Genomic DNA, 18,038 nt, shown 5'->3' with positions numbered 1-18,038 from the left:
TTGTTCCTGTATTCGGTTCCCCCTCCCACCGGGAGGGGCAAGTATTACTGATTCAACAGCGCCAGAATGTCCTTCGTTCGGGCTTCCATCAGCGCGGTGTCAGCACGAGACTCCACGTTCAGGCGCACCACCGGCTCGGTATTGGACGAGCGCAGGTTAAAGCGCCACTGCGGGAACGCCATGCTGATGCCGTCCGTACGGTCAATTTCCAGCGCGTGAATCGCAAAGTGCTGCTCCACGCGCGCAATCGCCCTGGCCGGCTCCGCCAGCTTGCTGTTGATCTCCCCGCTCGCCGGGAACGCCGCCATACGGTCGCGCACCAGCTCGCCCAGCGTCTGCCCCTTCAGGCACAGCAGTTCGGTCACCAGCAGCCACGGGATCATCCCGCTGTCGCAGTAGGCAAAGTCACGGAAGTAGTGGTGGGCGCTCATTTCGCCGCCGTAGATGGCGTCTTCTTCGCGCATGCGCTCTTTGATGAAGGCGTGGCCGGTTTTGGACATCACCGGCGTGCCGCCTGCCGCTGACACCACGTCGACGGTGTTCCAGGAAAGGCGCGGGTCATGAATGATTTTCGCACCCGGGTTTTTCTCAAGGAACGCTTCCGCCAGCAGGCCGACAATGTAGTAGCCCTCGATGAACTGCCCTTTCTCGTCGAACAGGAAGCAGCGGTCAAAGTCACCGTCAAAGGCGATGCCCATGTCCGCGCCGTGCTCAATCACCGCGTTGCGGGTGTCGTCGCGGCACTCCGGCAGCAGCGGGTTAGGAATACCGTTCGGGAAGTTGCCGTCCGGGGTGTTGTGCACTTTCACGAAGGTCACCGGCACGTTCAGGGCCTTAAAGCGCGCTTCCAGGGCATCGACAACCGGGCCGGCCGCGCCGTTGCCGGAGTTAATCACCAGCTTCAGCGGCTTCAGGTTTTCCACGTTGATGTAGCCCAGCAGGTGGTCGATGTACTCTTTCTGCAGGTTGATTTTTTTGTAGCTGCCGCGCTTCGCCTCGTTCACCGGCGGGAAATCGTTGGCTTCCGCCAGGCGCTGCACGTCACGCAGGCCGGTGTCGCCGCTGATAGGACGGGCGCCCGTGCGCACCAGCTTCATCCCGTTGTAGTCCATCGGGTTGTGGCTGGCCGTCACTTCGATACCGCCGTCCACGCCCAGGTGGAACGTGGCAAAGTAAATCTCTTCGGTTCCGGAAAGGCCGATGTCCAGCACGTCCACGCCCGCATCCTGCAGCCCTTTCGCCAGGGCCAGCTTCAGGGATTCACTGGTCAGACGCACGTCACCGCCCAGCACGATGGTCTGCGGTTTTAAGTATTCGCCGTACGCGCGGCCAATGCGCCACGCGATGTCTTCATTCAGCTCTTCGCCCAGCCTGCCGCGAATATCGTAGGCTTTAAAACAGGTTAATTTTTCCATGATGACCCCTTTTTCAGGCAACAGTCGGCCCTGACCACTAAATGGCCAAATTGATTTTTTTGTCATTCGCAGGCCCGGTAAGCGTAACGCTACCGGGCATAATGCAGAGTGCTACACCCGCCCGTAGCGGTCCTGGAAGCGCACGATATCGTCCTCTTCCAGATACGAGCCGGAGCGCACCTCAATTAAGTCGAGAGGAATTTTCCCCGGGTTCTCCAGACAGTGCGTCGCCCCCAGCGGAATATAGATGGACTCGTTTTCGCCCAGAAGTTTGACTTCACCGTCGATAGTGACTTTAGCGGTACCCGCAACCACCACCCAGTGCTCGGCGCGGTGATGGTGCATCTGCACCGACAGCCCCTCGCCCGGCTTCACGGTGATGCGCTTCACCTGATAGCGGTCGCCTGCGTCGATGGAGTCATATTTACCCCACGGACGGTAGACTTCGCGGTGAATGTGGTGCTCGTGGCGTCCATCCGCCTTGATCTTCTCCACCACTTTTTTAACGTCCTGCACGGCGTTACGGTCAGCAATCAGCACCGCGTCTTTGGTCTGGACCACCACCAGATCCTTCACCCCAACCGTGGTGACCAGGCCGGACTCGGCGTAGACGTAGCTGTTTTCCGTTTTGTGGCTAATGACATCGCCGTGGTGGACGTTACCCTCCGGGGTATGGGCGCTGATCTCCCACAGGGAGGACCAGGAGCCCACGTCGCTCCAGCCTGCATCCATCGGTACCACAACGGCGTCCGCCGTGCGTTCCATCACCGCGTAGTCAATCGACTCTTCCGGGCAGGCGAGGAACGCCTCTTCATCCACGCGGATGAAGTCGAGATCCGGGTCCACCACCGCCATCGCTTTCTCGCAGGCGTGCAGAATATCCGGGCGATATTTGCTCAGCTCTTCCAGATAGCGTCCGGCGCGGAACAGGAACATCCCGCTGTTCCAGTAATACTCACCGCTGGCGACATACGCCTGCGCGGTTTCCAGATTCGGTTTTTCAACGAACTGCGCCACGTCAAACGCCACGCTGTCGCCTTCACCCGGCGTCACGTTGCCGCGACGGATGTATCCGTAGCCGGTTTCCGGCAGATCCGGCACGATGCCGAAGGTCACCAGCTTACCGCTTTCGGCGTAAGGAATGGCCGCACGCACCGCGTCGCGGAAGGCCTCTTCCTGCTGGATGACATGGTCTGCCGCCAGCACCAGCATCAGCGGGTCACAGTTCGGGCTGCTGCGTTTTGCCGCCAGCGCCGCCAGGGCGATCGCAGGCGCAGTGTTGCGTCCGGCAGGCTCCAGAATGATGTTTTCTGTAAGTTTGTTCAGCTGACGCAGCTGCTCGGCAACAATAAAGCGGTGCTGTTCGTTACAAATCACCACCGGGCTTTCACACTCCACGCCGTGGAGACGGTTTACCGTCGTCTGCAGCATGGTGAGATCCCCTTTCAGGCAGAGGAACTGTTTTGGATAGAGCACGCGGGACAGCGGCCACAACCGGCTACCAGAGCCACCAGCCATCACAACCGGATACAAAGTGGTTTGACTCATGATTTATCCCCGTATATCTGCAATAAATTGGCTCAGCACGTTCTCTTTCTCGAGCGTGCGTTCGGCATATTCACGTGCCACCGTGTTCACTTTTGGCATGGCAAGTGCTTGCTCAATTCCGGTCACCAGCGCCGGAACCGATTCCGGCTCCACGCACACGGCAATCCCCGGATAGCTGTCGCACAGCTGGCCTAATTCAGTTTCGGCTTCGGCCGTAATCACCGCGTTGCCGCCCACTGCCAGAATGTTGGTCAGCTTGGACGGCAGCACCGCGTCAGCCGCGCCGCGTTTTTGCACTACCAGATGGCAGTCGCCCATCTTCAGCAGCGCAGGCAATGCCTCGTAAGACTGAAGCGGGAAGAATTTCACGTTGGTCAGGCCGCGTTCGCTGACCATTTTTTCCAGACGCGCTTTCCCACCGCCCTGCCCGACTATCACAAACGTCCATGGATGTTCGTTCAGCTGTTGAGCCGCCTCGATCACGCTCTCCAGCCCCTGCTTTTCGCCGATGTTGCCTGAGTAAAGAATGATTTTTTGATCTTCAGGCAAACCGAGCTGCGCACGCAGCGCCTGAGCGTCTTGCTCAGTCACGTCGCGAAAACGCGCCACTTCGGACCAGTTCGGGAAGAAGATCACCTTCTCCGCCGGGACGCCTTTCTCCTGCGCCTTGTTCATCATCGAGCGCGAGATAGTTGAGACGTAATCCACGTTGTGTAAGCCACTGCGTTCAAAGGCGCTGGCGAGCTTCGCCACCTTTCCACCTTTGCTTTTGCCTGCCATCCCCAGGCCCAGCATGGCGTCCACTTCATAATCCTGAATGTGCAGCAGGGTGCGCGCGCCGGAGAGTTTGCCCAGCAGGCGCATGCCCGGCGTGCAAAACAGCGTCGGCACCACGCCGATAATGCGATCCGGCTTCCAGCGACGCTGCGCCATCAGCGGGAAGAAGCTGCTCAGAGCAAAGCTGCCGAGATGAATCAACCGCTTCAGCGTCGAGGGCTGCTTAGGCACATACAGCGGGCAGCGCCAGACGGTCGCTGCACCCTCTTCGCGACGGTAGCGCCAGCTTGAGTAGCGCTCCCCCACTTTCCATTCCGGGTAGTACGGCGGCGCGGTAATGACCCGCACGTCATGTCCCTGGCTCGCCATCCACTCGACCATCTCGCCGGTGTATTTCCCGATGCCGGTTAATTCCGGCGAGTAGTTGATTCCGTATACGAGGATCTTCATAAGCCCGGCACCCCGGACTGACGTTCAGCGAGGAAATAGGCACGACTGTTGTCATGCACATTGTCGCTCGCCAGCAGCGCCTCTGGCGTCTGCCAGCGGTAGTCGTCGTGCTGAGAATCAGGCAGACGCAGGTCTGCCTCACTCACCTTCAGGCGGAACCCCAGCACGATGTAGTGCGTGGTGAACCCGGTGCCTGAAAAGTTATCGTCATAGAAGTGCTGCCAGACCCCGTAAAACTGGCCCGCTGCCATCGGCAGCTGCAGACCCAGTTCCGCCAGAGTGAGACGCTCAAACGCATCGGCAAGCGTCTCATCCTTTTGCACGCGCCCGCCGGGCACGAACCAGAAGCCCTGCGCAGGACGGTTGGTTCGTTTCCCCAGCAAGAACTCGCCGCGTTCGTTCTCCACGATCAGATCAATTGAGATGAGCGGAGTGGAACGCACTACCGTGGCAAAATCTTCCTGACTTAAAAACATCGTTACCCCCGGAAGCGGTGCTGGTTTTCCAGGAACCACTGGTAGGTACTGGCCAGACCCTGCTCCAGTGACACCTCGTGATACCAGCCCAGCTGATGCAGACGGGTCACGTCTAGCAGCTTGCGCGGCGTGCCGTCCGGTTTCGTGGCGTCAAACACCACGCGGCCTTTATAGCCCACCACCTGCGCGATGGTTTGAGCCAGCTCGCGAATGGTGCAGTCCACGCCGGTACCGACGTTGATGTGCGACAGCATCGGCTCGGTGTTCTCCTGCCACACCTCGCGATCCAGCTCCATCACGTGAATGCTGGCCGCAGCCATGTCGTCCACGTGCAGGAATTCACGCATCGGCGTACCGCTGCCCCACACCACCACGTCCGGGGCGTTCTCGGCAGTCGCCTCGTGGAAGCGACGCAGCAGCGCCGGGATCACGTGCGAGTTGCTCGGGTGGAAGTTGTCGTGCGGTCCGTACAGGTTGGTCGGCATCACCGAACGATAGTCGCGGTTGTACTGACGGTTGTAGGACTCGCACAGCTTGATCCCGGCAATCTTGGCAATCGCGTACGGCTCGTTGGTGGCTTCCAGCGTGCCCTGCAGCAGCTCGCTTTCGGCGATCGGCTGTTTCGCCATTTTCGGGTAAATACAGGATGAGCCGAGGAACAGCAGCTTGTTCACGTTGTGCAGATGCGCCGCGTGAATAATGTTGCTCTCAATCATCATGTTTTCGTAGATGAAATCCGCCGGGTAGGTGTTGTTGGCAACAATGCCACCCACCTTAGCCGCCGCCAGATACACCTGGTCAATGCGTTCGTTCGCAAAGAAGTCCTGTACCGCACGGCTGTCGAGCAGGTTTAGCTCGTCGCGCGTGCGTACAACCACTTCGACGTCACCGCGCTGTTCGAGCAGGCGTTCAATCGCGGAACCCACCATTCCGCGATGACCGGCGACAAAAATACGTTGTTTTGTCATTCTCAGGACTCCAGCGCGATGGCAACCTCGTAGCCATGAGACTTGAGCAGGGAGTGTTTTTTCGCTGCTTCAAGATCTTTGGCTACCATCTCGGAAACCATCTCCTGCAGAGTGGTTTCTGGTTTCCAGCCCAGCTTCTCGTGCGCTTTGGTTGGGTCGCCCAGCAGGGTTTCTACTTCAGCAGGACGGAAGTAGCGCGGGTCAACCTGCACAATCACGTCGCCAGGCTTCACGCCCGGTGCGTCATGGCCGGTCACGGAAACCACGATGCCCTTCTCTTCCACGCCGGTGCCTTCGAAGCGTAGCTTGATGCCCAGCTGTGCCGCGGCCATTTCAACGAACTGACGAACGGAGTACTGCACGCCGGTCGCGATCACGAAGTCTTCTGGCTGTTCCTGCTGCAGCATCATCCACTGCATTTTCACGTAGTCTTTGGCATGGCCCCAGTCACGCAGGGAATCCATGTTGCCGAGGTGCAGGCAAGACTCCAGACCCTGCGCGATGTTGGCGATAGCGCGGGTGATTTTGCGGGTCACGAAGGTTTCGCCACGACGTGGAGATTCGTGGTTGAACAGAATGCCGTTACAGGCGTACATGCCGTAGGATTCACGGTAGTTCACGGTGATCCAGTAGGCGTACAGTTTTGCCACCGCGTACGGAGAGCGCGGGTAGAATGGCGTGGTCTCTTTCTGTGGGATTTCCTGCACCAGACCGTACAGCTCAGAGGTGGATGCCTGATAGAAACGGGTTTTCTTCTCGAGGCCCAGGAAGCGAATCGCTTCCAGCAGACGCAGCGTGCCCATGGCGTCAACGTCAGCGGTGTACTCCGGGGATTCGAAGGAGACCGCAACGTGGCTCATCGCGCCCAGGTTGTAGACTTCATCCGGCTGCACTTCCTGCAGGATACGGGTCAGGTTGGAGGTATCGGTCAGGTCGCCGTAGTGCAGGTGGAATTTCGGGTTCGCCGCGTGCGGATCCTGATAGATGTGATCCACACGTTCGGTGTTGAAAGAAGACGCACGACGCTTAATACCGTGTACTTCATAACCTTTTTCCAGCAGTAATTCTGCCAGGTAAGAACCATCCTGCCCGGTAACGCCGGTGATGAGAGCGACTTTAGACATGTTTATATTCCTCTACTTATGAATTTAATCAGTTTCAACGCGTTCGCGTATCACCACTGCGGGGTTGCCACGGCAAACTTTATTTGCCGGTAGCGATTTAAAAACGCTGCTGCGGGCACCGACTACCGTGCCATCGCCAACAGATACACCCGGTGCAACAAAAACATCCGTTGCCAGCCAGCATTTTTCGCCAATCACAATAGGCGAGGCGGTAATATCAAAATGCTGACTCATAAAGTCATGGCTTCCGGTACACAAATAACATTTCTGTGAAACCACCGAATTTGCGCCAATCGTAATCTCGCCAAGGGTATATAACACCGCGTCATCCCCTACCCAGGCATAATCCCCGAGCGTTAATTTCCACGGATAGGTAATTTTCACCGAAGGCCGAATGACTACGTTTTTTCCTATTTTTGCGCCAAACAGGCGCAATAAAAATGCTCGCCAGCGGTACAGTATTTGCGGTGACCAGGCAAATAAGGTGGCCTGAACGGCCCACCATAGCTGCACTTTAATACCGCCCGCCCCCCGAAAACCTTTCGGTACGGAGAAACCGTTCAGATCCTGCATTACGTTTCCTTATATTCAGGCTTTGTTATATAAGGCTTTCGTTTTACTCGTGGTGCGCACGCGTAAAAAATAAGACAACTCCGCCCAGAACCCCGGCACGCGTAATATTTTACGTTGTACGTTTTTGGCATCCTGGCACAACTCCAGATTATTCGAGGTTGACACGCCACCCATCGAAAATTCAGATACCAGCCCTTTCATTCGGCGGAACGGGTAACCTGACTTATACAGACTGGCTGCCAGCGCATAATCGGATGACACTTTATACTGCAAATCATAAGGCTGTTTTTTCAGACCTTTTACCGGAAAGAAAATGGCCTGATGGCTGGCGGGCAAACTATGGTAGATATACCAGCCCGGCTTCGCGCTGCGGCACACTTTATGTCCGTCGCCAAAATCAAGCAGCGCATCGCCAATATACATGGCGTCCTCTTTCTGGCGCGCCAGCTGACGGGCAAACAGCGCCACGTCGTCATGGAAAATATCACCCGAATTCAGGAAGATGGCATAACGGCCTTGCGCCATATTGATGCCTTTGTTCATCGCATCGTAGATGCCTTTATCTTTCTCGCTGATGTAGCGTAAGTTGAACTCACCGTTGAGTTTTTCCAGAAACTCCGCCGTGCCATCGTTCGAGCCGCCGTCGACCACAATCCACTCAAAGGTGAGGCTTGGATCGCGCGCCAGGTTGCGCAGCGAGCGCCAGGTTTTTACCACCCCTTCGTAATTACGAAAAGCGACAGTAATGACGCTAAGAAACATAAATCACCTCATTTCGTCATACGTGCGTAATATTAAGCGCTTTGCGCAGAATAAACGGACAGACAATCAAGAAAGCATATTCCGGGCTAAATATTGACCCGGTAAAAAACAGCGACACCGGCGTAAACAGATAAAGTTGTACGCGAAAGTTCTGGTTATCACCAAACGCGTTAATCATCATTTTGAAAACTTTAAACAGATACCACAGCGTCAACAGTACGGCGAACCATGAAAAATAAATAATTAACAGATACAGACCATTGTCTATGGTTTTACCGACATCCGCACCGTTAAAGATTCCGAATGATGCAACATATTCGTAAAGTGAGCCGAATCTTACCACCCCATCAATATGGGTTAAGGAATAACCCACCATCACCAGTGGCCCAATGATGCGATAATAGGACGAAGACCCTTCCGTTCCCAAATCACCCAGACGTTCTGAGATGTACGGGAAGGCAAATATCACGCCTACCATAAATACCGTCAGGGAGATAATCGCCAGCGGCAGTTTTTTCTTAATCGCATCTTTGTTCAGGTACTGGAACGCCCACTCCAGCAGGTAAAACAGGATAAATGTCATTACCCCTGAGAACGATCCAGACAGAACAATTCCTGCAAGAATCATAGCATCGGTCTTAGGCGTTTTGATACCAAACTGTTTGATGCTGAGCCAAATTGAGATTAACGCCAGAGCGAAAAACGCCGGTTCAAAATAGAGGGCCGTGGTACGCTTCCCGCCGAACTTGATGAAGTTCAATACATAGCTGTTGCTGTAAATGAGATATTTCGAAATTATCTCCATCAGGCTACTGCCGCCGGTAAGAATAATTTGCGCCATCTCCATGGCAGCAAGCATAACAATTAACGCAACGGCAATATAAAAGAACCTGAGGATTTTCCGATAATTGTGCGGAGAAATCGTTTTGAAGCGAATACTCCAGACCATTCCGATAATAATAACGATATAAACAAACAGCATGGTCGAGGTGACGTATTTACTGGCATCCAGCGACTGGCCAAAGATGTAGTTAAACAGCGTCAGGCCCGTGCCCAACCCTAAGGCAATCATCAGCTTCTTAAGGTTGATTTTATCGACATACAGCAAAAGCAGAACGGGCAAGAAGGTGACGATGGTTATCGGGAAGCTTTCGCCGAGCTGGGCAATTTTGACGTTGACCAGCAGGTAGATCAGCGGCAGCAGCAGATAACTACAGATTCTGATAGAACGAGACATACTCCTCCAGCATCTGTTGTCCACTGTAGGCCTTGCGGCTGCGGTTGCGGAACGATTCCAGGTCAGTGCCAAAAACGGCCTGAGCGATCTGCGCCTTCTGCAGCTGAACCAGAGGCAGAACCTCCTGCTCCGCAAAAGTTTTGCCGCCGGATTTTTCCAGCACTTCACGTGCCGCATCGCTGTGGGTGGCAATCACCGGCACGCCGATGGAGAGCGCTTCACAAAGGATCAGCGGATAGTTATCCACGCGTGAACTGAATACCAGCGCATCCATTTCATTAAGCGCGCTCATCAGCTTGCGCTTATCGGTTTCAAACCCGTGGTTCACCACGTTAGCCCCTTCGAACGGGGAAAATTTGCCGAAGGTATGAAGCTCAATTTTGTCACCCAGCGCCATCATGTCGCGCACCAGCTGCTGGTTGGTTTTCCCGTCGTAGCGCAGGTCATGCGCAACGATAGCGATTTTCGGTTTGCCCGCGGTTTCTGCCACCGGCGTCAGCTCGGCGAGAATGGCTTCCGTCGCCACGTCGATGCCGTTGTTGATAATCTGACAGCGCCCTGCCCCGTACAGGCTGTTGAAGGCATCGGCCACGTGCTGGCTCGGGGAGATAAACGTACAGCCGAGCGACAGCATGTCGCGGAAAAGCTGGCGCTTTCCGGCGACCAGCTGATGCGCGCGATCCACCTTCACCGGCGGATAGTTGCTCAGCGTCGGGCATTTCTGGCAGTTGTTTTTCCAGCCTTCGCAGCCGTCGGTAAACGCGCAGCGCCCGGTTACGCTCCAGTGATCGTGCAGCGTCCAGACGAAGCGGGTGTCGGGCTTGTGGGCCTGCACCTTCTGACAGAACGCCACCACCTCTTCCAGATTCAGCCAGTAGCTGTGCAGCACGTGAAAATGCAGCACAACCGGGCCGGTGGTACGGGTTACCGTGCGGTACAGCGTGTTCAGGTTGCCAAACAGATCGCGGTTAAACAGACGGAACAGCGCAATGTTAGCAATCGAGGTCAGGCGCGGCGTGTGCTTATGTACCTGCGGGAAATTATCGTGGCTAACGCTTTTCTTGCCGCCTTTGCCATAGCCGTAAATAAAACGAGACTGGAGTCCTTTTTGCAGCGCGCGCTGGTGCAGATCCAGCGCCACGCCTGCCGCGCCGCCTTCTGCGAGGCGTACGTTAAATTGCAGAATGTTCATTTAATCACCTTCACGCGGGCTTTTTCTCCCACCACCAGCGCGTTATCCGGAATGCTGTCCAGCACCACGCTGCCAGCACCAATCGTGACGTTATTACCAATCGTAATGTCACCGATGATCACCACGTTCGCGCCCAGCTCGACGTTATTGCCGATAACCGGGCAGGCCAGGCTGTCCGGCCCGCGGTTGCCAATGGTCACCCCATGGCGGATGGTGAAATCATCCCCGGCGACCACGAACTTGTTGATCACCACCGCATAGCCGTGATGGATGGTAAAGCGGCGGCCAATGGTGGCAGCGGCCTGAATTTCATAGCCAAAAAAGCATTCGGTAATGATGCGGTACAGCACCAGCACGGGTGCCGCCCAGATGTTGTTCAGGACATTTTTCTTACGCCACACCGAGCAAAAGTGCGCGATGCGGTACGCCAGAACCATGCAGCACGGACGCAGGCTCCAGCTGTTAGCGCGGCAATCTTCCAGAAACATTATTTCCCCCGAAGTCCATCAGCCAGACGCTTACCGTTACGCACGGACAGCAGCGTCAGCAGCGTGCGCCAGTTCATGCGCTTATTGCGGATCTGATAGAGGGTAAAGAGCTGATATTTACGGCTGGCACGGTCAAACTTGTCCTTATGCTTGCGGTAAAAATGGAAGTAGCCGGAGAACTTCTTCGGCGAGGAGGTGATTTGCATCTCCCCGTGGTTGATGTGCAGGATTTGCGTAGCCTCTTCCACTTTCCACGGCTCGCCGTATTCCACCACCATTCGCAGGAAGATATCGTAATCCTGCGCGGCCTTGAGTTCGGTATCGAACAGGCACTCTTTGAAGCGCCACGCCCAGGTGAATACCTGGTTACCAATAATGTTGCGCTTGTAGAACAGGCGGCGTGAGTACGGTGATTTCGGGTACAGCGGCAGGCTGGCGGGCTGCGAGTAGACCTCGCCCTGGCAGACATAGTCGTTGGCGTACAGGAAAGCGTGCGTAACCAGCTGTTCTTTATGCGACAGGAAAATAGACAGGCGGTTAGGCGTCCATTCGTCATCGTCGTCGATTCCGGTGAGATACTGCCCTTTGGCCTGCATAATCGCCTGATTACGCACCGCACAGGCGCCGGAGTTGATGGCGTTGTGGGTATAGACCACCCGCGGGTCGTTGAGGTCAGTCACAAACTTTTGCAGCTGTTCATACGAGGAAGAGCAGTCATCAACGATGATCAGCTCCCAGTTATCGTAATCCTGACGTAACACCGACTTGATTGCGCGGATCGCCAGCTGCTGACGATTCCATGTCGGCATATAGATTGAAACTAAAGGGCGTTGTGTGGTCATGATCTTCCCCTGATCCCTCACCCCGCCCCTCTCCCCTCGGGAGAGGGTTAGGGTGAGGGGGATTGTTATTTGCTGTCAGACTTATATTCGTACTCGTAATACCCGTAATCCTGGTACCCGGTCGCGCGGCGGAAGATGGAGTTCAGGATCACCCCTTTCACCTCAATCCCGTTCTGCTCGAAGCGGCTCAGGCTGGTTTCTACCTCTTTCAGGGTGTTCACCGCGTAACGCGCTACCATCAGCGTGGTGCCCGCATGGCGGCCAACGACGGCTGCGTCGGTCACGGCCAGAATCGGCGGCGTATCGATCAGCACCAGGTCGTAGTTTTTGCTCGCCCACTCCACCAGTTCGGTGAAGCGTTCGCTCATCAGCAGTTCGGACGGGTTAGGTGGCACCTGACCGCGTGGGATCAGATCGAATTTCGGCACCGTTGTAGGTTTCGCGCTCTGGCTGATGTCACCTTTACCGAGCAGGATTTCCGACAGACCGTTAACGTTGTTGGTGCCCAGCAGTTCGTGGGTGTAGCCCTTACGCATATCGCAGTCGATCAGCAGCACGCGCTTGTTGGTCTGGCTGACAACGGCCGCCAGGTTGGCGCAGACGAAGGTTTTACCGATTGACGGGCTAACGCCGGTTAACATCAGGACGTTGTTTTTGGCCTGCATCATCGCGAAGTGCAGGCTGGTGCGCAGGCTGCGGATCGCTTCGATAGCAAGGTCTGTTGGGTTACCCACCGCCAGAAGCTGGCTCTGTTTGTAACGCTTAACGCCCTTGATGGTTTTCACGCTGTCACGGGATTTTTGCCACTCAGACAGCGGAATGCTGGCATAGACGTTGATACCGCTCTCTTCCAGCACCTGCGGGCTTTCGATTCCGCGGTTAAACAGCGAACGCAGCAGTACACCGACGATGGAGAGCATCAGGCCGAGAATAATGCTGCCGAGAATAATCAGCGCTTTCTTCGGCTTCAGCACCCCTGGCTGGGTAATCGCCGGATCGACGATACGCACGTCACCGACGGTACTGGCTTCGGTGATTTTCAGCTCCTGCTGCTTGTTCAGCAGCTGCATGTAAACCTGCTGTCCGGACTCCACGTCGCGGGTCAGACGCACGATCTCCTGCTGCGTTTTCGGCATCGCGGTCACGCGGTCATTGAGCTTCGCCTTCTCCTCTTCCAGCGTACGGCGTTTCTCCAGCAGCGTGCGGTAGGCCGGGTGGCGTTTGGTATAAAGCTTGGAAATTTCCGCCTCTTTGAAGGTCAGCTCGTTGAGCTGCGCATCAATGTTGACCATCGAATCAAGGACTGATTTTGCCTCCAGCGGCAGGTCAACGGAGTCTTTATCCTGACGATAAGCGTTCAGCTTGTTCTCGGCTTCATCCAGATGGGCGCGCACTTCCGGAAGCTGTTTTGACAGGAACGCCAGGCTTTTCGCCGCTTCCGCCGACTTACGCTCGACGTTCTGCTCAAGGTAGTTGCGGGTAATGCTGTTCAGGATGTCGCGGATTTGATCCTTATCTTCACCGGTAAAGGTCATGCTCAGCACGCCGGTGTCCTTACCGTTTTCGGTGACGGTCAGGTTGTTTTGCAGATTGTTGATCATCCCCAGCGTGGAGAATTTGGTGACGGTGAATTCACCGCCCTCCTGGGCGTTAATCGCGCTGACCATCATGCTGACGCCGTCTTTGGTCAGCATCTGCCCCACTTCACCGCGGGCGCTAAAACCTGCGTCGCTGGTTAGCTGATACTGTTTCGGGCCAAGCACCGTCAGGGTAAACGTCTGATCGGCAGCCCCTTTCGGCAGCACGAAGTCAGTGACTTTCACCGTGTCATTGCTTCGCCCCATCAGACGGTCCCAGCCGGCACCAAAGACTGGGAAGGTATTTTTGGTAACGGAGATATCGAGCCCGAGATCGTGAACCGTTTTACCCAGCACCAGACGTGACTGGATGAGCTGAATTTCAGCGTCGGATGCCGGCGGCTTGTTCGCCAGCGCGGAGCCGATATCCTGCACCAGCGAGTTACCGGTATTCTGCTCGATCTGCACCAGCGCGTCGGCGCTGTAGATAGGGGTGGCGAACAGCGTATAAACGACGGCCGCCGCGGCGAATACGGCGGTAATGCCAAGCACCCACCACTTTGCCTCTACAACAGTGCCGACCAGGCGCCCAATATCAATTTCATCACTGCCCGAAGTCGGGGCGGCAGAAGGTCTTGTTTTTTCTGTCATTGTTATCCCTGCTGAACTTTCAGTGCCTGCGCCCACTGTTGGGCAGACTGGTCAAGTAAGGTGTAAACCGCCTCAAAGGCCTCATGGCTTTTGCGATACGGATCGGGGATTTCACGTTCATTGTCCCAGTGACCAAACAGCATCACCTTGCCGCGCATCTCCGGAGCGATATCGCACAGCGCATGAATATGGCGTTTTTCCATCGTCAGGATCAGGTCATACTCCCGGCACATGCGGCCAGTGACCTGGCGGGCCACGTGACCGTCAAGAGAGAGGTGATGATCCCGCGCTACGCTCGTTGCGCGCTCATCGGCACCTTTACCGACCAGTGCACCCAGCCCTGCCGAATCAACGGTCAGTTCGGGCTGGTAGTGTTTCAACAACCGCTCAGCCGTAGGGGAACGGCAAATGTTCCCCACGCATACCACCAGAATTTTGTTAAACATCGCGGATTACCAGGTATGAATGTCGCGCGCCGTATCCGTCATGTAGCGAACGCCACTGATGGTTGGCAGCAACTGGTTGATCAGACGGTTCCAGCGGGCAACCGGCGCGGTGGTGACGTACACCACATCGTATGGCTGGAGACGGAACTCCGTCGCCATCACCAGAGAGGTCGCATCGGACATATCCAGCTGGTAGATGTTGGCAATCTTGCCTTTCGCGCTGCCCTCACCTTTCAGCGGACGGATCACGAAGATACCGGTCGCGTTAGAGGTCGTCAGATCGATACCCTCAGCATTGCCCAGCGCTTCGGTCAGCGTCATACCGCTGAAGTCCATCTTGAGGGTGCTCTGTTTCTTCACTTCACCCATCACGAAGACTTTCAGATCGTCATTGCGCGGCACGTAGAGAATGTCGCCCGGATAAAGCAGGCGGTTCTGGGTCAGATCGCCGTTTTGCATCAGCGCCTGCAGCGAAATGCGCTGCTCCTTCCCGTTGTGGGTGAGCACGACGTTGCGCCAGTCGGCGCCGTCGGTTAACCCGCCCGCGGCGTTGATGGCATCCAGTACGGTCAGAGGAACGTTGGTGATGGCCTGCTGGCCGGATTTGTTCACCTGGCCGGAGATATAGGCTTTTTGCGAGCGGAATGCGGCGATATTAACGTCCACCTGCGGATCGGCGATGTACTGCGCTAAGCGGCCGGTAATATCACTACGGATCTCGGCAAGCGTTTTCCCCGCAACATGGACTTTTCCAATGTAGGGATAGAACATGGTGCCATCTGACTGCACCCAGTTACCGGTGTCGCTTGAGCTGCGGTACTGGCCCGCAGGCGTGGTCAGTTCGGGGTGGTCCCAGACGGTCACGTTGATCACGTCACCCGGCCCCACTCGATACTGGTAGGACGCAATTTCCTGGTCCAGCGACATATTCGGCTGGGCAACATTCGGACGTGGACGTAATTGTTCGACCAGACGAGGCGTAAGTGGATAAACATTCACCATTTTGTCGAGATCAAAATCGGCATCCTGTTGCTTGATCACATCCTTACCCATTGTTGACATATTGCTGCCGGGAAAGACCGTGCAACCACTCATCAAGGTCACAGACACCAATAATGGCATCAATTTCATTTTGGATTTCATCATTGATTATTTATCACTTTGGCAGAGTAATTATCCTGTGCAATTTAAATAAGCTCGAGTCGTATTGGGTTTCAGCATGCAGTTAATCAAATAGAAATATAACTGGCATCAGTCCTAAAAAAAGCTTATTCATCCATTGGCTCTTGACAGAATAATCGAGGCTGATTCACACGCTTTCAGGCACGCTACCGCCCTTGGCTTTCAGTTACCAATCCACTGACTAAACAATGTGTTATGGATAGAAACCCTCTTGAGCAAGGTCTTCTGGAAATATATCAGTCGCTTGAGAAACCCGACGAATAATGAATAAACATCCCTGAAGACCGAACATTAATAGCAACACCGAGATTTAACATTTGATGCTGGGAGAATTGTTGCAGCTAACCTAATAGCAGGCAAGGAGACAACTGTCCTAATATCGGTTTTTAAGATTAATATTAAGAGCAAATTTTTGACCTTTTAGGATTTTCTTTATATTGACAAAATGAAAGTAAAAATCATCACCTGCGATATATCCTAAAATGCTTTCCCTGTAATTAAATATACGTATTTCGCTTATTTACAGATTATTGAGAATGCTCTCTTTTTTACCCGTCGTATTAAGAGAAATCTCAGCCCGGCATTGCAATTTCCCCCAGCTTTATCCATGATCGAAGTGTGACATTTGTCATATTACAGAAGGTATTGCTATTACTATGGAATGGATTGCCGATCCCTCAATCTGGGCCGGGCTGGTTACGCTGGTCGTCATCGAGCTGGTGCTCGGGATTGATAATCTGGTCTTTATCGCCATCCTCGCTGAAAAACTGCCTCCTTCCCAGCGCGACCGCGCGCGCGTAACGGGTCTGCTGCTGGCAATGGTGATGCGGCTACTGCTGCTGGCCTCTATCTCCTGGCTGGTGACGCTCACTCAGCCTCTGTTCTCCATTCACGGTCTGAGCTTTAGCGCCCGCGATCTGATCATGCTCTTCGGCGGGTTGTTCCTGCTGTTTAAAGCCACCGTGGAGCTCAACGAGCGGCTGGAGGGCAAAGACAGCGAGAACCCGACCCAGCGCCGCGGGGCGAAATTCTGGCCGGTGGTGGCTCAAATCGTGGTGCTGGATGCGGTCTTCTCCCTTGACTCGGTGATCACCGCCGTCGGGATGGTGGACCACCTTGCGGTGATGATGGCCGCAGTCATTATTGCCATCACGCTGATGGTAATGGCCAGCAAGGCGCTGACCCGCTTCGTGAACAGTCACCCGACCATCGTGATCCTCTGTCTGAGCTTCCTGCTGATGATTGGCTTTAGCCTGGTGGCCGACGGCTTTGGCTTCCATATTCCGAAAGGCTACCTGTATGCCGCCATCGGATTCTCCGTCATGATTGAAGCGCTTAACCAGCTGGCGATATTTAACCGCCGCCGCTTCCTTTCCGCGAATCAGACCCTGCGTCAGCGCACGGCCGACACGGTTATGCGCCTGTTAAGCGGTAAGAAAGAGGATGCCGAGCTGGACGCCGAATCCTCCGCCATGCTGGCCGATCACAGCGACGGGCAGATCTTTAACCCGCAGGAACGGCTGATGATTGAGCGGGTGCTCAATCTCAATCAGCGGACGGTTAGCAGCATCATGACATCGCGACATGACATTGAACATATCGACCTGACGGCCCCGGAAGCGCACGTTCGCGCCCTGCTGGATAAAAACCAGCACACCCGCGTGGTGGTGACCGGCGGTGAAGAGGAAGATGAGCTGCTGGGCGTGGTGCACGTTATTGACCTGCTCCAGCAGCAGCTTCACGGCGAGCCGCTCAATCTCCGCGTCCTGGTTCGCCAGCCGCTGGTATTCCCGGAAGGGCTACCGCTGCTTTCCGCCCTGGAGCAATTCCGTAACGCGCGCACGCACTTTGCCTTTGTAGTAGATGAGTTTGGTTCAGTGGAAGGGCTGGTCACGCTCAGCGACGTGATGGAAACGATCGCCGGTAATCTGCCTAACGAGGTGGATGAGATTGACGCGCGCCACGACATTCAGAAAAACGCAGACGGCTCCTGGACGGCTAACGGCCACATGCCGCTGGAAGACCTGGTGCAATACGTGCCGCTGCCGCTGGATGAAAAACGGGAATATCACACCATTGCCGGCCTGCTGATGGAGTACTTACAGCGTATCCCGCAGCCGGGAGAAGAGGTTCAGGTGGGAGACTATCTGCTCAAAACGCTGCAGATTGAAAACCATCGAGTGCAGAAGGTTCAGCTCATTCCGCTGCGGGATGAAGAAGAACTGGATTTTGAGGTATAAAAAAGCCGGGTGGCGCTTCGCTTACCCGGCCTACGATGTTCGGTTTTTGTAGGCCGGGTAAGGCGAAGCCGCCACCCGGCGCAACGGACA

The 18,038-nt window shown here is 55.4% G+C and carries 16 protein-coding genes; 1 reads left to right on the top strand and 15 read right to left on the bottom strand.

Annotation, left to right across the window (positions count from 1 at the left end):
- Positions 1 to 44: 44 nt before the first annotated feature.
- The 15 genes from cpsG to AC4IBF_RS07395 form a co-directional block, all read right to left on the bottom strand.
- Positions 45 to 1,415, bottom strand: coding sequence for a colanic acid biosynthesis phosphomannomutase CpsG (gene cpsG / locus AC4IBF_RS07465; RefSeq protein ID WP_491463229.1), 1,371 nt, complete (start codon positions 1,413 to 1,415; stop codon positions 45 to 47).
- Between the two features lie 111 nt (positions 1,416 to 1,526).
- On the bottom strand, positions 1,527 to 2,963 hold the full coding sequence (gene cpsB, locus AC4IBF_RS07460; RefSeq protein WP_047174549.1) for a mannose-1-phosphate guanyltransferase: 1,437 nt from the start codon (positions 2,961 to 2,963) through the stop codon (positions 1,527 to 1,529).
- Between the two features lie 3 nt (positions 2,964 to 2,966).
- Positions 2,967 to 4,190, bottom strand: a complete 1,224-nt coding sequence (gene wcaI / locus AC4IBF_RS07455) for a colanic acid biosynthesis fucosyltransferase WcaI (protein WP_111965779.1) — start codon at positions 4,188 to 4,190, stop codon at positions 2,967 to 2,969.
- Entirely contained in the window at positions 4,187 to 4,666 is a 480-nt protein-coding gene (locus AC4IBF_RS07450; RefSeq protein WP_115875796.1) for a GDP-mannose mannosyl hydrolase, read from the bottom strand. The genes wcaI and AC4IBF_RS07450 overlap by 4 nt, the downstream gene beginning before the upstream one ends.
- A gap of 2 nt (positions 4,667 to 4,668) precedes the next feature.
- Complete coding sequence (fcl, locus tag AC4IBF_RS07445) at positions 4,669 to 5,634, bottom strand: GDP-L-fucose synthase (RefSeq protein WP_045403007.1); 966 nt, start codon at positions 5,632 to 5,634, stop codon at positions 4,669 to 4,671.
- A gap of 2 nt (positions 5,635 to 5,636) precedes the next feature.
- Positions 5,637 to 6,758 carry a GDP-mannose 4,6-dehydratase gene (gmd, locus tag AC4IBF_RS07440; protein ID WP_003863514.1) on the bottom strand — a complete coding sequence of 374 codons (1,122 nt, stop codon included), beginning with the start codon at positions 6,756 to 6,758 and terminating at the stop codon, positions 5,637 to 5,639.
- Between the two features lie 24 nt (positions 6,759 to 6,782).
- Positions 6,783 to 7,331, bottom strand: a complete 549-nt coding sequence (wcaF, locus tag AC4IBF_RS07435) for a colanic acid biosynthesis acetyltransferase WcaF (protein ID WP_045908623.1) — start codon at positions 7,329 to 7,331, stop codon at positions 6,783 to 6,785.
- Positions 7,332 to 7,346: 15 nt separating this feature from the next.
- Positions 7,347 to 8,093: a colanic acid biosynthesis glycosyltransferase WcaE gene (gene wcaE, locus AC4IBF_RS07430; RefSeq protein WP_136195400.1), complete on the bottom strand. Its 747-nt coding sequence runs from the start codon at positions 8,091 to 8,093 to the stop codon at positions 7,347 to 7,349.
- 16 nt (positions 8,094 to 8,109) lie between these two features.
- Entirely contained in the window at positions 8,110 to 9,330 is a 1,221-nt protein-coding gene (wcaD, locus tag AC4IBF_RS07425) for a colanic acid polymerase WcaD (RefSeq protein ID WP_008499419.1), read from the bottom strand.
- Positions 9,305 to 10,522, bottom strand: a complete 1,218-nt coding sequence (gene wcaC, locus AC4IBF_RS07420; RefSeq protein WP_491463228.1) for a colanic acid biosynthesis glycosyltransferase WcaC — start codon at positions 10,520 to 10,522, stop codon at positions 9,305 to 9,307. The genes wcaD and wcaC overlap by 26 nt, the downstream gene beginning before the upstream one ends.
- Positions 10,519 to 11,010, bottom strand: a complete 492-nt coding sequence (gene wcaB / locus AC4IBF_RS07415) for a colanic acid biosynthesis acetyltransferase WcaB (RefSeq protein ID WP_115875801.1) — start codon at positions 11,008 to 11,010, stop codon at positions 10,519 to 10,521. Before wcaB ends, wcaC begins: the two co-directional genes overlap by 4 nt.
- Positions 11,010 to 11,852 carry a colanic acid biosynthesis glycosyltransferase WcaA gene (wcaA, locus tag AC4IBF_RS07410; protein ID WP_023312403.1) on the bottom strand — a complete coding sequence of 281 codons (843 nt, stop codon included), beginning with the start codon at positions 11,850 to 11,852 and terminating at the stop codon, positions 11,010 to 11,012. The genes wcaB and wcaA overlap by 1 nt, the downstream gene beginning before the upstream one ends.
- A gap of 65 nt (positions 11,853 to 11,917) precedes the next feature.
- Positions 11,918 to 14,080, bottom strand: a complete 2,163-nt coding sequence (wzc, locus tag AC4IBF_RS07405) for a tyrosine-protein kinase Wzc (protein WP_111965784.1) — start codon at positions 14,078 to 14,080, stop codon at positions 11,918 to 11,920.
- 2 nt (positions 14,081 to 14,082) lie between these two features.
- Positions 14,083 to 14,526, bottom strand: coding sequence for a low molecular weight protein-tyrosine-phosphatase Wzb (gene wzb / locus AC4IBF_RS07400; RefSeq protein ID WP_023312405.1), 444 nt, complete (start codon positions 14,524 to 14,526; stop codon positions 14,083 to 14,085).
- Between the two features lie 6 nt (positions 14,527 to 14,532).
- Positions 14,533 to 15,672, bottom strand: coding sequence for a polysaccharide export protein (locus AC4IBF_RS07395; RefSeq protein WP_014170829.1), 1,140 nt, complete (start codon positions 15,670 to 15,672; stop codon positions 14,533 to 14,535).
- 692 nt (positions 15,673 to 16,364) lie between these two features.
- Here AC4IBF_RS07395 and AC4IBF_RS07390 point away from each other — a divergent pair.
- The gene (locus AC4IBF_RS07390; protein WP_115875802.1) at positions 16,365 to 17,948 is read left to right on the top strand and encodes a TerC family protein; all 1,584 of its coding nucleotides are present in this window, start codon (positions 16,365 to 16,367) and stop codon (positions 17,946 to 17,948) included.
- The last annotated feature ends 90 nt before the right edge of the window (positions 17,949 to 18,038 follow it).

This window comes from Enterobacter sp. Taxon_8 (genome assembly GCF_058354585.1).
The sequence above is the reverse complement of the archived record's forward strand: the minus strand, read 5'-3'. Positions and strand labels throughout refer to the sequence as shown.